This window comes from Chryseobacterium sediminis (assembly GCF_008386505.1).
Taxonomy (GTDB): Bacteria; Bacteroidota; Bacteroidia; order Flavobacteriales; family Weeksellaceae; genus Chryseobacterium; species Chryseobacterium sediminis.
Window position 1 is genome coordinate 2,310,313 of sequence record NZ_VUNZ01000001.1, and the last position, 13,313, is coordinate 2,323,625.

14 protein-coding genes are annotated in these 13,313 nt (G+C 35.7%); 7 read left to right on the plus strand and 7 right to left on the minus strand.

Annotation, left to right across the window (positions count from 1 at the left end):
- Window positions 1–91: 91 nt before the first annotated feature.
- From FW780_RS10505 to FW780_RS10520, 5 genes are read right to left on the minus strand one after another with little or no spacing between them, the layout of a single operon-like run.
- A complete protein-coding gene (locus FW780_RS10505) occupies window positions 92–1,369 on the minus strand; it encodes a chloride channel protein (protein ID WP_149833532.1) in 1,278 nt (425 codons plus the stop codon).
- 2 nt (window positions 1,370–1,371) lie between these two features.
- Window positions 1,372–1,758, minus strand: coding sequence for a DUF423 domain-containing protein (locus FW780_RS10510; RefSeq protein WP_047096689.1), 387 nt, complete (start codon window positions 1,756–1,758; stop codon window positions 1,372–1,374).
- 1 nt (window position 1,759) lies between these two features.
- Window positions 1,760–2,830, minus strand: a complete 1,071-nt coding sequence (locus FW780_RS10515; protein ID WP_149833533.1) for a hypothetical protein — start codon at window positions 2,828–2,830, stop codon at window positions 1,760–1,762.
- Window positions 2,830–2,997, minus strand: a complete 168-nt coding sequence (locus tag FW780_RS22390; protein WP_165828264.1) for a hypothetical protein — start codon at window positions 2,995–2,997, stop codon at window positions 2,830–2,832. Before FW780_RS22390 ends, FW780_RS10515 begins: the two co-directional genes overlap by 1 nt.
- Window positions 2,997–4,325 carry a hydroxymethylglutaryl-CoA reductase, degradative gene (locus FW780_RS10520; RefSeq protein WP_149833534.1) on the minus strand — a complete coding sequence of 443 codons (1,329 nt, stop codon included), beginning with the start codon at window positions 4,323–4,325 and terminating at the stop codon, window positions 2,997–2,999. Before FW780_RS10520 ends, FW780_RS22390 begins: the two co-directional genes overlap by 1 nt.
- Window positions 4,326–4,481: 156 nt before the next feature.
- On the opposite strand from FW780_RS10520, the gene FW780_RS10525 reads away from it, so the two are divergent.
- Both FW780_RS10525 and FW780_RS10530 read left to right on the plus strand, forming a co-directional pair.
- Window positions 4,482–5,741: a putative DNA modification/repair radical SAM protein gene (locus FW780_RS10525; protein ID WP_149833535.1), complete on the plus strand. Its 1,260-nt coding sequence runs from the start codon at window positions 4,482–4,484 to the stop codon at window positions 5,739–5,741.
- A 158-nt stretch (window positions 5,742–5,899) separates the two neighbouring features.
- On the plus strand, window positions 5,900–6,658 hold the full coding sequence (locus FW780_RS10530; RefSeq protein ID WP_149833536.1) for a TIGR03915 family putative DNA repair protein: 759 nt from the start codon (window positions 5,900–5,902) through the stop codon (window positions 6,656–6,658).
- 322 nt (window positions 6,659–6,980) lie between these two features.
- Here the strand turns inward: FW780_RS10530 and FW780_RS10535 are convergent, their stop codons facing one another.
- On the minus strand, window positions 6,981–7,781 hold the full coding sequence (locus FW780_RS10535) for a DNA alkylation repair protein (RefSeq protein ID WP_149833537.1): 801 nt from the start codon (window positions 7,779–7,781) through the stop codon (window positions 6,981–6,983).
- A 94-nt stretch (window positions 7,782–7,875) separates the two neighbouring features.
- Between FW780_RS10535 and FW780_RS10540 the strand changes: the two genes are divergently transcribed.
- From FW780_RS10540 to gap, 4 genes are all read left to right on the plus strand, one after another.
- Complete coding sequence (locus FW780_RS10540) at window positions 7,876–8,217, plus strand: winged helix-turn-helix transcriptional regulator (protein ID WP_149833538.1); 342 nt, start codon at window positions 7,876–7,878, stop codon at window positions 8,215–8,217.
- A gap of 83 nt (window positions 8,218–8,300) precedes the next feature.
- Window positions 8,301–9,179 carry a DUF4846 domain-containing protein gene (locus FW780_RS10545; RefSeq protein ID WP_149833539.1) on the plus strand — a complete coding sequence of 293 codons (879 nt, stop codon included), beginning with the start codon at window positions 8,301–8,303 and terminating at the stop codon, window positions 9,177–9,179.
- 83 nt (window positions 9,180–9,262) lie between these two features.
- Window positions 9,263–10,249 (plus strand): 6-phosphofructokinase, encoded by a 987-nt coding sequence (gene pfkA / locus FW780_RS10550; RefSeq protein WP_149833540.1) that lies wholly within the window; start codon window positions 9,263–9,265, stop codon window positions 10,247–10,249.
- Window positions 10,250–10,282: 33 nt separating this feature from the next.
- On the plus strand, window positions 10,283–11,287 hold the full coding sequence (gap, locus tag FW780_RS10555) for a type I glyceraldehyde-3-phosphate dehydrogenase (RefSeq protein WP_047386314.1): 1,005 nt from the start codon (window positions 10,283–10,285) through the stop codon (window positions 11,285–11,287).
- Between the two features lie 65 nt (window positions 11,288–11,352).
- Here the strand turns inward: gap and FW780_RS10560 are convergent, their stop codons facing one another.
- On the minus strand, window positions 11,353–12,312 hold the full coding sequence (locus FW780_RS10560; protein ID WP_149833541.1) for a hypothetical protein: 960 nt from the start codon (window positions 12,310–12,312) through the stop codon (window positions 11,353–11,355).
- A gap of 142 nt (window positions 12,313–12,454) precedes the next feature.
- Here FW780_RS10560 and FW780_RS10565 point away from each other — a divergent pair, with 142 nt between their 5' ends.
- Window positions 12,455–13,252, plus strand: a complete 798-nt coding sequence (locus FW780_RS10565; protein ID WP_149833542.1) for a response regulator transcription factor — start codon at window positions 12,455–12,457, stop codon at window positions 13,250–13,252.
- Window positions 13,253–13,313 lie beyond the last annotated feature (61 nt).

Genomic DNA, 13,313 nt, shown 5'->3' on the forward strand with positions numbered 1-13,313 from the left:
AATTTACTAAAAAGACACGGAAGTTCAAGTTTATTGACTTAAAAATTAAAGTCTGATTGACTTGATTTTTAACATGTCATTCAAATTTCCTTTATTCTTCCACTAATTTCTCAGATTGTGATCCGATGAACGGAATTCTCGGAGCCAGAAAATATCCTGTAAGACTCGCGAATAATATGGGAACAAAATAGGTAAAGCCAGTAAGTGTTCCTAAGATAATGGTAGTACTCATCGGCGTTCTTGTCACACAGGCATTAATCGCTGCCATACAGCTTACAATGGCTAACGTAGTATCTACAACTGGAAATAAATTATGGATAATAAGTCCTAATGTTGTTCCTACAAAGAACAGGGGAATAATAAATCCTCCTCGCCATCCTGAAGTTACCGTAATGGCAATCGCAAGGATTTTAAAAACCAGAATCAGGATTAAAAAATTCAGTCCGAAATTACCCCCAATTAGCTGATTGATCTCATTATGTCCAAAGTATCTTGTAATTGGGAAATTATAGGCAATGATTCCTAAAATAATCCCTCCAACCAATGTTTTAATATATATCGGAAACGCTCTGTATTCAAAAACTTTTTTGAAAAATTTGACTACAAAAATGAAAATCCACCCAAAAAGTGTCCCTACAATTCCGAACAGCGTAGCATATAGAAAATCATATACTCCTGTATAATGATACGCTTTCAAATCCCAGGTTGCTCCAATTCCCAAATGGATAATCAAAGCAAACATCAGATAACTGAAACAGCTTGCTACCAATGCAGGAATAATGGCTTTATAATATTCTACAGCGTGTTTATGATGCAAAATTTCCAAAGAAAAAAGACTACCTCCAAGTGGCGCACCAAATAATGCGGTAAAACCTGAAGCCATCCCGGCAATGCTCAAAGAACGCAGTTCTTCACCTTTCAGTCTGAAAATTTTCCCAAGCCAGGTTCCCGTAGAACCAGTTACCTGTACCAAAGGAGCCTCCGGTCCCAAACTTCCTCCTGAAGCTACACAAAACAACGATGAAAGAATCATCGAAGGGTTATTCTTCGGTTCCAGTTTTCCCTTGTTGAATCTGATATTATTAACGATCAAATGAATTTCTCCCGGATCACCAATAAAATGAATCACTAACCCAGCCAGCAATCCACAGATTGCCATCGTAGGAATCACCTGCCAGCCTTGAAATTCGGCCAGAAACTCTGTAAAATGTTCCAGAACGATCCAATATCCTCCGGCAATAATACCGCCTACAAGACCTGTAACAGCCCACATAAAAAAAGTACGGCTGAACACAAACGGATTGAATCTGATAGGTTGATCCAAAAGATTGAATGTTCTGATTAACCGTCTTCTTCTGTTAATCTTCATTCCTAAATTCTGTTTTTAGCAAAATAAAAGATAAGCATTCCCCAGCTTAAGATCATCATCAAACCTCCAAGCGGAGTGATAGGTCCTAAGAATTTCAGATTCATGCCTAAATAATCCTGCATACTCAGGAAATAGATGCTCACTGAGAATAACAATGTTCCGGCAATCATTAAAATGGAAGTCCATTTTTCAGCAGATGTTTCAAATTTTAAGATATACCCAATAATCAGCAGGAAAAAAGCTGCATACATCTGATATCTTACTCCTGTTTCAAAACTTTCCAGTCTTTCCACAGCTAATATTTTCTTTAAAGCGTGCGCTCCGAATGCACCCAGGATTACAGATACCATTCCGTAAACCGCTCCAAAAACTAAAGTAATTGTTTTCATTTTATAACTCTTCTAATTCTAGGGTTAAATATTTCTTTGTTTTATAATCCTGCCATGTTCCAATGATTTTCCTGCCCTGCAGATCTGCTTCCACCAAGGCTTTGAAAATCCACTGGTTGGTTTCTTCGCTATAATAATCGTTTTCTATGATGGAGATATGATTACCTTTTATCTTTCCGTTCCACTCAATCAGCTTTTTATTTTTATCATACCAGTATTTTGCAGAGAAAGAACCATCATCATATACCTGACTGATCAAAACAGTAATGGAATACTTTCCATCAATCTTTCCCTTATACAATTTATTATTAAGACTGGTTATATCTGCTTTTTCAGAACCGGAAATTAGATTTTTTGCATATGGACTCCAATATTTTTCCAGCTCTTTATAAGAAAACTCTATCTCATGACTTCCCAGATCATCCAGCGCTCTCATAGCATGATTAGAACATCTACCTGCTACAAAAGTAAGTTTGTCTTTTCCGAAAAAATATTTGATACCGTTCAAAGTATACTCCGTGAAACAATCTTCATACAGAGCAATCTGATCCTGAGTTTCTTCTGAAGGATTTTTTTCGGATTTCAGTTTGACAAGAAAATCAGAAATTCTTTTTTTTACTCTTTTCCGAATGATACCTTCCATTGTTTTTATCGAACCTGATTGGAATAAATCTTCAGCATTGATAAAATTTCCTGTTCTCAGATCGAAATTTTCCCAGATTGAAAAACCTTCCGGATAAGCACCTGAAGCTTCGCCATCCATTGCAATACTCAGAATATCCTTAGGAGTTTCAATCTTATCCCAACTATAAAAATAAAGATAGTTTGAGTAGGAATTTGTTGCTGTAGAAGCTAATTTAAAAGGATTCCCAACAGATCCGGGAATATATTCCAGCTGATCTACCTGCAAAAATGTATTGATTTTATTTTCTACCTGAGGATTTTCAGAATAAGAAACAACCGGAAAAACAGTATCTTCAGTTTTTGGCTGAAGATTACTTATTTTCACTTTTTGCTGTTGTGAAAAACTTAAACCGGAAATCAGTAAGAAAAATACAATACTTTTTTTCACTATTTCGATTTTAGATACATTAAAATAAACTTGGCAACCAATGTAGAGATTCCCAGTATGATAAACATATTGGCAAATCTCTTGGAACTTCTGAAACCTTCATTATTGGTTTTCTTTAAAAAGAATCCAAAAAGAAGGAATACAATGGGCAAAATGATCTGTAACATTAGTTTCCTCTCATTCTGTTAAATTCATTGATCACCTCATGGTGACTCACCGTTTTATCTTTGAAATACGTTACAAAGTGCTGCTTTTCTTCTTCGGTAGCTCCCAACTGGTTCAGAATATTCAATAAGTGCATTTTCATATGTCCTTTCTGAATTCCCGTAGTTACCAGAGAACGCAATGCACCGAAGTTCTGTGCAAGACCTGAAACTGCCAGAATGCTCATCAGTTCCTGTGCAGAAGGTTTTCCCAAAAGTGCTAACGAGAATTTTACCAAAGGATGAAGATTCGTAAGCCCACCTACAACTCCTACAGAAATTGGAAGATCAATCCAGAATCTGAAGACACCATTGTCTGTTGTGCAATGTGTTAAAGATCTGTATTGTCCGTCTCTTGCAGCATAAGCATGCGCGCAGGCTTCTGTGGCTCTGAAGTCATTTCCGGTAGCAATTACAACTGCATCTACTCCGTTCATCACTCCTTTATTATGAGTGGTTGCGCGGTAAGGTTCAATTTCAGCAATATTAACTGCCTGTTTGAATTTATAGGCAAACTCTTCAGGAGAAATCCCACTGTCATCTTTTAAATCTTCCATTTTACAGGAAACCTCAGCTCTTACGATACAATCAGGTGTAAAATTGGAAAGAATATTCATAACGATCTGTAATGAATTTTTCTCTTCCTGAGTAAAATCTTCGCTGGTAGCTACCTCCTGTCTCAAAGTTTTCCCAAACTGCTCAAGACATGAGTTGATAAAGTTTGCCCCCATCGAATCTACCGTATCAAAGCTTGCTTTCAACTGGTAATAATTGGGCATTTCTGCGGTCTTATCCACCAGACTGATATTTAAAATACCGCCACCACGTTTTCTCATGTTGGACGTAATATCTTCTGTCGATTCAAATAATTTTTTCTTTAAACTGAAATTAAAGAAATGTAATAATTTGTGAGGTTCTACATTAAAAATAAAATGAGTGTGCCCCAGTTTTTCAGTGTTGATAATGGTTGTTTTAAAACCTCCTTTATCGATCCAGAATTTGGCTGCTTTGGAAGCGGCAGCAACTACTGAACTTTCTTCAACAGCCATTGGAAGTGCCAACAGTTTTCCATCGATCAAAAAGTTCGGAGCAATTCCGTAAGGCATATAGAAATTGGAGATGGTATTTTCAGAAAACTCTTCATGAAGCTTCTGAAGATCTGCATCATCGTTCCAGTATTGTTTTAATATATTTTGATATTCCTGATTTCCTTCAAGATATTCGTTTACGAGCCATTCGATTTTCCCCTGCTTTGGAAGCTTGGAAAAACCTTCGATTGGTTTATGATTCATGATATAAACTTTAATGAGCCGTAAATATAATGATTTTGAGACTCTTTTTTGTTGATAACTTCTATGAAAAAAGATTGACTTTTATCAATTTTGGAACTAAATTTGAACAAAATTAAAATATAATTTAGATACAAAAAGTATCAAAAATTTAAAAATATGAATTTTGACCGTCTTAAAGAAAAGCTTGAAATCCTTGCTGATGCAGCGAAATATGATGTTTCCTGTTCTTCCAGCGGTGGCTCCAGAAAAAATAAAAAAGGAGCTTTAGGAGACAGTTCCGCTAGTGGAATCTGTCATACTTATACCGAAGACGGAAGATGTGTTTCTTTACTTAAAATTCTACTGACCAATCATTGTATTTACGATTGTGCTTACTGTGTTTCCAGAAGTTCAAATGATATTAAAAGAGCCGCTTTTACAGTGGAGGAAGTAGTAGATCTTACCATTAATTTTTATCGCAGAAACTATATTGAAGGGTTATTTCTGAGTTCAGGAATTTTCAAAAATGCAGACATAACGATGGAAAGATTGGTAAGAGTTGCTAAAAAACTGCGTCTGGAAGAGAATTTTAACGGTTATATTCATCTGAAGTCTATTCCTGGAGCAAGTGATGATCTGATGCAGGAAGCTGCTTTATATGCCGACCGTTTATCCGTAAACATCGAAATCCCCACAGAAAGCGGACTGAAATTACTGGCTCCTGAAAAAAACAGACAGGATATGATCAGCCCGATGCGGTATATTCAGAAAGGGATCAGCCAATATCAGGATGAAAAGAAAGTTTTAAAGAAAGTTCCCAAATTTGCTCCCGCAGGACAGTCTACACAAATGATTGTAGGTGCAACCAATGAAAACGACCTTCAGATCATCAAAGTTGCTGATCATTTCTATAAAAACTTTAACCTGAAAAGGGTTTATTATTCAGGATATGTTCCGGTTCTGGAAGATCAGCGGTTGCCTTCTTTAACAACTGAAGTTCCTATGCTTCGGGAAAACCGATTATATCAGTCGGATTGGCTGATGAGATTTTATGGTTTTAAAGCCGAAGAAATTTTAGACCCGAATGTCCCTTTCCTCGATCTGGAAGTAGATCCGAAATTAAGCTGGGCATTACGAAATCTTGATCAATTTCCGATTAATCTTCAGACTGCCGATTATCAAATCATCTTAAGAATTCCCGGAATTGGGGTAAAAACAGCTCAAAAAATTATTAGTGCAAGGCGTTTTCAGGTTTTAACAATGGATCATTTAAAAAAATTGGGAGCAGCAGTAAACCGGGCAAAATATTTTATTGATTTTAATGCAGGAAACGCTTATTTGAAATATTTAACTGATAAAAACTTCAGAAAGTTGTTGGTAGGTGGTAGCTCATCCAAGTTTCACAATCAATTCTCACAACAACTAACATTGTTTTAAACACAAACTACACAAATATTTTCACGAATGGCCACAAATTTATAATACAACATTGTTGTCATTCTGACGAACGAAAAATCTCTTCAGTAACCAGATTCTTTACTTCATTTTATCGTTCAGAATGAAAAGCCAACTAAATTTAATTTTAAGCTCAACACATGACAACCCTACTCTACGACGACAGTTTCGACGGACTTTTCACCGCAGTATTTGAAGTTTTTGAATATCGTTATAAAGACGTGGAAATTGTCAGCAGGGAAAGGTTTCATCAGGAAAATATTTTTGCAGAGATTCATGAAGTCATCACTCAAATAGAAAAATCTGAGCGAGTTCTCAACAAATTGGAACAGAATATCGGAAAACAGGGCGTTTATAAGCTTTTAAAAGTTTTCTTATCCGAAGATCCTAATCTTGAAAACCTCATTTTATCTGCGGTAAGGCAGTCTGTAAAACATCCGAAAGAAAATATCCTTGAAAATTTTGCAGATCCTGATATTCTTCAAATTTCAAAAATTGGGAAATCAGTAGATAGGGAAAGACACAGAATGACTGCTTTTGTCCGCTTTGAAAAAATACAGGATGGCGTTTTTTTTGCCAAAATAGATCCCGACTTCAATGTTCTTCCGTTGATCAGAAAACATTTTAATGACCGATATCAGGATCAAAAATGGATGATCTATGATCTGAGAAGGAACTATGGACTTCTCTATGACCTGGAAAGCTGTGACTTTTTCTACCCTGATGAAAAACTGAATTTCAGCCAGTATCAACAGAAATTCCATGATGAAGAGAAAAATTACCAAACTCTTTGGCAGCGTTATTTTACTAAAACGAATATAGTTGAACGGAAAAACCTGAAACTTCATGTTCAGCACGTTCCGAAAAGATATTGGAAGTATCTGACTGAAAAATGGTAGCCTGAAATTCATATTGTGGATAACTTTTTATTTTGGCAAAAAAAGATATAATTTCAAACTCTTTTTTGAAACAGATTACACAACCTATTCATTTCATGATAGATACAATTCACATTATTTAAAAACTCATATTGTGGATAACTTTTATAAGTTAACATTCCGTTAACATAAGAAGTCTTTCAAAATAATTTTCCTTTTAAAAGCTGAGCAAAATAAGGCATTACTAAAAAGACAAGAAACATAAAAGGGTATATAAATACATGGAAATCCGTTATTTATATGATAATAATGGATTTCCACTTTTAAAATTTGTGGATAACTTTTACTTTTTAATGGTTCTCAATGCTTTTTTGACGATATACTGAGTTTCTTTTGTTGGACTTTCCCGAAGCCATTCGTCACAGATTTCCACCACAAATTCGGGTTGTGATTTGCTCGCATCATTGAGCCAGTTGCCTACACTATCCTGTACATACCGGGATGAATCTGACCGTAAAGGTTCTAAGATTTCCAATCCTAGTCCCGGATTTTGTTTTAAAGCATCAATATGTTCACACCAAACCCCTCTTGGTCTCGTAGATTCACTGGCAAAACGCCTCACATTTTCATTGTCATGATGAGTCCATTCTGATAAAATGGATACACTTTCGACAAGATTTTTTGAAATATCCGGACGTACAGTCATCCAGCAGATTTCCCTTACTCCAAAATGAGTATCAGAAGCAAACGACTGGATTTTGTTTAGCTTTTCTTTGAATATCAAATTATTGTTTCTTCCAATCGTATAAGCAGCCCAGCAACGCACCAAATCTGCCGGATGGGTCGATAACTTCAGAAGAAATTCTTCATCTTTGTTGTTTGTTGCCAGATTAAGTAAACCAATTCCAATGGTTTCATTGACAGTATTAACAGTTTCTTTTTTCAGCTTACCTATATTTTCTAGTATGGGCTTCAGGTATTCTGAACGATTATTCTGCTGAAGAAGGTTTTCCAACAACAGCTTTTGATCTACCGCCAGCCATTCTGTAAGATTCGCAGTTTCAATTTCACCTTTGTTCAGCTGTTCTAAGATATCCAATGGAATATCTTTTATAGAACGGGCTCCTTTTCGTTTTTCTACCATACTATTTAATGATTATCTTTACAAAAGTCTGAAAGTAAGCAGACAAAAACAATACCGCGTATTTTTCTCCCCTGGGGATAAAAAAGTCAATTTTATGGAAATAAAGGAAAGAGCTGAAGAAAATAAAATCTGTCCGTTGGAAGTTGCAGTCAATACCATCAGTGGGAAATGGAAAATTCCTATTGTGTGGCAGATTAATGAAGGAAAAAAACGTCCTAGTGAGTTTTTGCGTGGCATTGCAAAAGTTGACCGAAGAGTTCTGAATCAACAACTGACTGAAATGGTGGAAGACGGTATTTTAACAAAGCAATCTTTTAATGAACTTCCTCCAAGGGTTGAATACACTTTGACAGAACTTGGTGAAAAGCTGGTGAAGATTCTTTGGCAGCTGAATGATTGGGGTAAATTACTGATTCCTGAAAAAGAAAAAGTGTAAAGCAGAAGTTAAATATTGCAGATTTTCAGAACTTTATTTGCTGGTACGTGAAAAAAAATGATATTTGTGTTCACTAAAAACGCATGAAAAAAATTATAGCGGGAGTCACGGCACTTTTAATTATCGCAAGTTGTACAAAAGAAAAATTATCAGACCGTCTATTGGCTGAGCCTGATCATAACGAGCATTTAATTTCAGAAAATTCTTTAAAAATTCAAAAGGATAAAAACACTATCCGGGAAAGATTTTCTCCTCCTGAAGGTTATGAATGGATTGAAGAAAAGCCTGATTCTTTTGGATATTTTATTGAACATTTTAAGCTGAAGCCTTATGGCAGTCAGATTCTGAAATATGATGGTATTCCTATTTCTACCCAACATCTTCATGAGGCCGTTTTTGATATTGATACCGGAAATAAAGATTTGCAGCAATGTGCTGATGCGGCAATCCGTATGAGGGCTGAATATCTTTATCAAGCGAAAAAATTTGACGAGATCAAATTTCATTTTACCAGTGGTGATCTTCTCAGCTGGAATGATTATAAAAACGGAACGAGAGCTTTTGTTAGTGGAAATTCGGTAAGTTTTAGAAAAACAGCTGCTTTTGATGATTCTTATCAGAGTTTCAGGGATTATCTGGATCTTATTTTTAATTATGCCGGAACTATCTCATTACATAAAGAAACAAAACCGGTAACAAAAAATTCTGCCCTGAAAACCGGAGATATCCTGATCACACCGGGCAGCCCGGGACATATCGTTTTTATTTCAGGTGTCTGCCAGAATAAGGAAGGGAAAAGATTGTTTTTATTGAGTGAAGGGTTTACGCCGGCACAGTCCATACATGTACTCTCCAATCCTTTTAACCCCTATTTTACACCATGGTACGATCTGGATATCAATGCAGCGGAAACGAAAACTGCACGATATTTTTTTAAACCTACAAACTTCAGAAGCTTTTAATAATTTATATTCAAAACTATTGGAAAGTTACTACGATAATCTGAACTTGTTTTTGTAAATTTGTGTTCGAAATTTTTTACTTGATGAAAGAGAGTGCTGTAAAAAAGATTGCAGTTCTTACTTCAGGAGGTGACTCTCCGGGTATGAATGCGGCATTAAGAGCGGTAGTAAGAACCGCCAATTATTATAATATCGAATGCTACGGAGTGAGAGAAGGCTACAATGGTCTTATCAACAATGATTTCCTGAAAATGGGAGCCCGTTCCGTAAAAAATATAATCAACCAGGGTGGAACAATTCTAAAGTCTGCCAGATCCGCTGAATTCAGAACAAAAGAAGGCCGTCAGAAAGCGTATGACAATTGTATAAAGCTTGGAATAGACGGATTGGTTTGTATTGGTGGGGACGGAACTTTCACCGGTGCAAAAATCTTTAATGAAGAATTCGGAATCAGAGTAATCGGTATCCCGGGAACGATCGACAATGATATTTTCGGAACAGATAACACCATTGGATACGACACTGCTTTGAATACTGCAATGGATGCCATTGATAAAATCCGTGATACTGCAACTTCTCACAACAGAGTTTTCTTTGTGGAGGTGATGGGTCGTGATGCTGGTTTTATCGCATTAAACAGTGGATTGGCAACTGGAGCTTTAGATATTCTAATTCCTGAGAAAAAAGATAGTATTGATGAGCTTTTCGCGAAATTCAGAGATGCTGAAAAAACAGGAAAGGCATCAAGCATTGTGGTGGTTGCAGAAGGTGAAAAACTTGCCAATGTGTATGAACTTGCCGAAAAAACAAAACAGACATTCCCTGATTACGACATTCGTGTAGCCATTTTGGGACACATGCAGAGAGGAGGTTCTCCAAGCTGTGCAGACAGAGTTTTGGCAAGCAGATTAGGCTATGGTGCTGTAACAGGATTAATGGAAGGGCAAACCAATGTAATGGCCGGAATGCGTTCTAATGATCTTACGTATACGCCTATTGAAGAAGCCATTAAAAAACATAACGAAATCAATGAAGATCTTTTATTGATTTCAAAAATTTTAGCAATCTAATTATTTTTATAAATCTAATAAAAACAAACTATTATGTCAACAATTAAAGTAGGTATCAACGGTTTTGGTAGAATTGGACGTCTTGTTTTCAGAGCAATGACTGAAAGAGACAACATTGAAGTTGTAGGAATCAATGACCTTATTAATGCAGAATACATGGCTTACATGTTAAAATATGACTCTGTACACGGTATTTTCCCAGGTGAGGTTTCTGTAGAAGGAAATGATCTTGTAGTAAACGGGAAAAGAATCAGAGTAACTGCTGAAAGAGATCCTAACAACTTGAAGTGGAATGAAATTGGTGCTGACTATATCGTAGAATCTACAGGTCTTTTCTTATCTAAAGATACTGCTCAGGCTCACATCAATGCTGGTGCAAAAAAAGTAATCCTTTCTGCTCCTTCTAAAGATGATACTCCAATGTTCGTAATGGGTGTAAACCACAAGGAACTTACTGATGATATCAAAATCTTATCAAACGCTTCTTGTACTACAAACTGTTTAGCTCCTTTAGCTAAAGTAATCCACGATAACTTTGGAATCGTTGAAGGTTTAATGACAACTGTACACGCTACAACAGCTACTCAGAAAACTGTTGACGGTCCTTCAGTGAAAGACTGGAGAGGTGGTAGAGCTGCTCTAAACAACATCATCCCTTCTTCTACAGGTGCTGCTAAAGCAGTAGGAAAAGTAATCCCTTCTTTGAACGGAAAATTAACAGGTATGTCTTTCAGAGTACCAACTGTTGACGTTTCTGTAGTAGATTTAACAGTGAGAATTGAAAAAGCTGCTTCTTATGAAGACATCTGTTCAGTAATCAAAGCTGCTTCTGAAGGTGAATTGAAAGGTATCCTAGGATATACTGAAGATGCAGTAGTATCTCAGGACTTTGTAGGAGATAAGAGAACTTCTATCTTCGACAAAGATGCTGGTATCATGCTTTCTCCAAACTTCGTGAAACTTGTTTCTTGGTATGACAACGAAATGGGTTACTCTAACAAGTTAGTTGATATGCTTGTACACGCTGCTTCTTTATAATAAGCGATAAGCAATGAGTAATATAAAACCTTCCCGATGGGAAGGTTTTTTTATAAAAGCTAAAATTATTTTTTCAATAAACTTGTTAATGTATTATAGCTTTCAATAAAGTTAAGCCCAATAGAGAAATATGGTTTCCCATGATTCACGCCATTAATTGTCCATCCTCCTCCGAAACTTACCGTATTGTAAAATGTAGATAAAGATAGCCCGGCACCAATTGTTGTATTTTCATTGTTCTGGAAAACATGTAACATAGGTCCAAAACTTGGAGATAGAAAATGTCCCCAGAAGTAGCTTGATCTACGTGGCTGAAATCTAAAAACATAGCCAATACTTGCAGCTGGCGAAAACTCTGTAAATCCTTTTTCTGCAATTTTAACAAAACTAAACCCACCAGTTGGATTTTGCTTCCAACCAAAATCATCGTAAACTAAAACCATCGTAAATCCAATATTATTCTTGGCTTTATTAGTTATATGTAAAATTATTTTGTCTTCGTCTGATATTTCTTCCCAAGCCAAATTAATCTCTCCAGAATATGATTCTCCATTAGTTTTATTAACATTTACAGTATAAAGATATTTCACATCTTTTGAATTTTGAACATTCCCATTTTTCATAAAATCAGCATTCTCAACTTTTTCTTCAACAACAGTAAAACCAAAAACATTTAATGGCTTAATTGTTTTATCTTTCCTTTGAATATATGCAAGAACTTGTAGATTACATCCACTACTTCCTAATACGTCAATAAATTTTCTATCAAAGTCAATGTGTATCTGTGACCCCTTCTTAATATAATCAAGCCCTGCAGCTAGCATAAATTTATAAGTGGTATTAGATCCATTAGTTTTTGGTAATCGCTCAGTTATTGTTGTAAAATTTATAGGATCATAAATATTATCAGAAAATTTGTTTTTAGAAAGTTTAGCCTCTTGAATTTTTTGCAATTCATCTATTGTTGTCTGTGCACTTAACATAATAGTAAAGAGCAGAAAAAGTAATAAAATTTTTGTTTTCATGGTTATTTATTTTTCAGATTAAAGTTTTTTTGAAATGGTCATTAGTTTTTATTTAAAGCTACAATACTTACCTACCACACGAAATACCACAAAAGGGTGATTTTTTAACATAATTTTATTATTTTTAAGAAAACATTAACCAATGGAGAAAAAACATCTGACGCATGCAAAAAAACCGCATCCCCTCACCAAAGTATGGAATGACTATCCTGAAATTTTACAAAATGACAACAGAATATTGCCCGTTCCCGCCATTGAACACCTTATCGGAGAAATCTTCGCGCCTGGAAAGTTCTATTATTATGTTATTAATTTCACAGACAGTACCATCTGCAATCACCATGAAGACATTCTGAAAATACATGGACTCCATAAATATCCTGAACATCTGAAAGAAATTATAGACCTCATCCACCCCGATGATATTGATTTTGTCATGGAGGCAGAAAGAATGTCCATAGAAAAAATAAAGGAAATTAACGGCTTTGATTATCAACAGGAGCTGAAAACCAGCTATTGTTTCAGAATGAGAACGTCAAAAGGTAATTATGAATTATTCCATCATCAGGCCCTACACACTTATAAGGATGAAAACGGCAGGCTTTTGCAGGCCGTTAATATCCACACCAATATTGAACATATCACCCATCAAAACTCTTATATTGTATTAGTCAGTGGAACTAACGGACGGGAAGATTTTCATCAGATGCAGTGGATGGAACATGGCAAGCCTCACGAATCTAACCCAGTCATTTTCACCAAAAGAGAAGTCGAGATTATCAACTGTATTGCAAAAGGTTATTCCACAGGAGAAATATCCGACTTGCTGAATATTTCAGAAGAAACTGTACGTACTCACAGAAAAAATATTTTAAGAAAATCAGATTGCAGAAACAGTTCCGAACTCATAAAAAAAACTTTTGAATGGGGTTATCTATAGATCTTTATCCTAAGCCTGACAAATCTCACCAAAATACTTCAGCATAAAACTTGTACTTTTA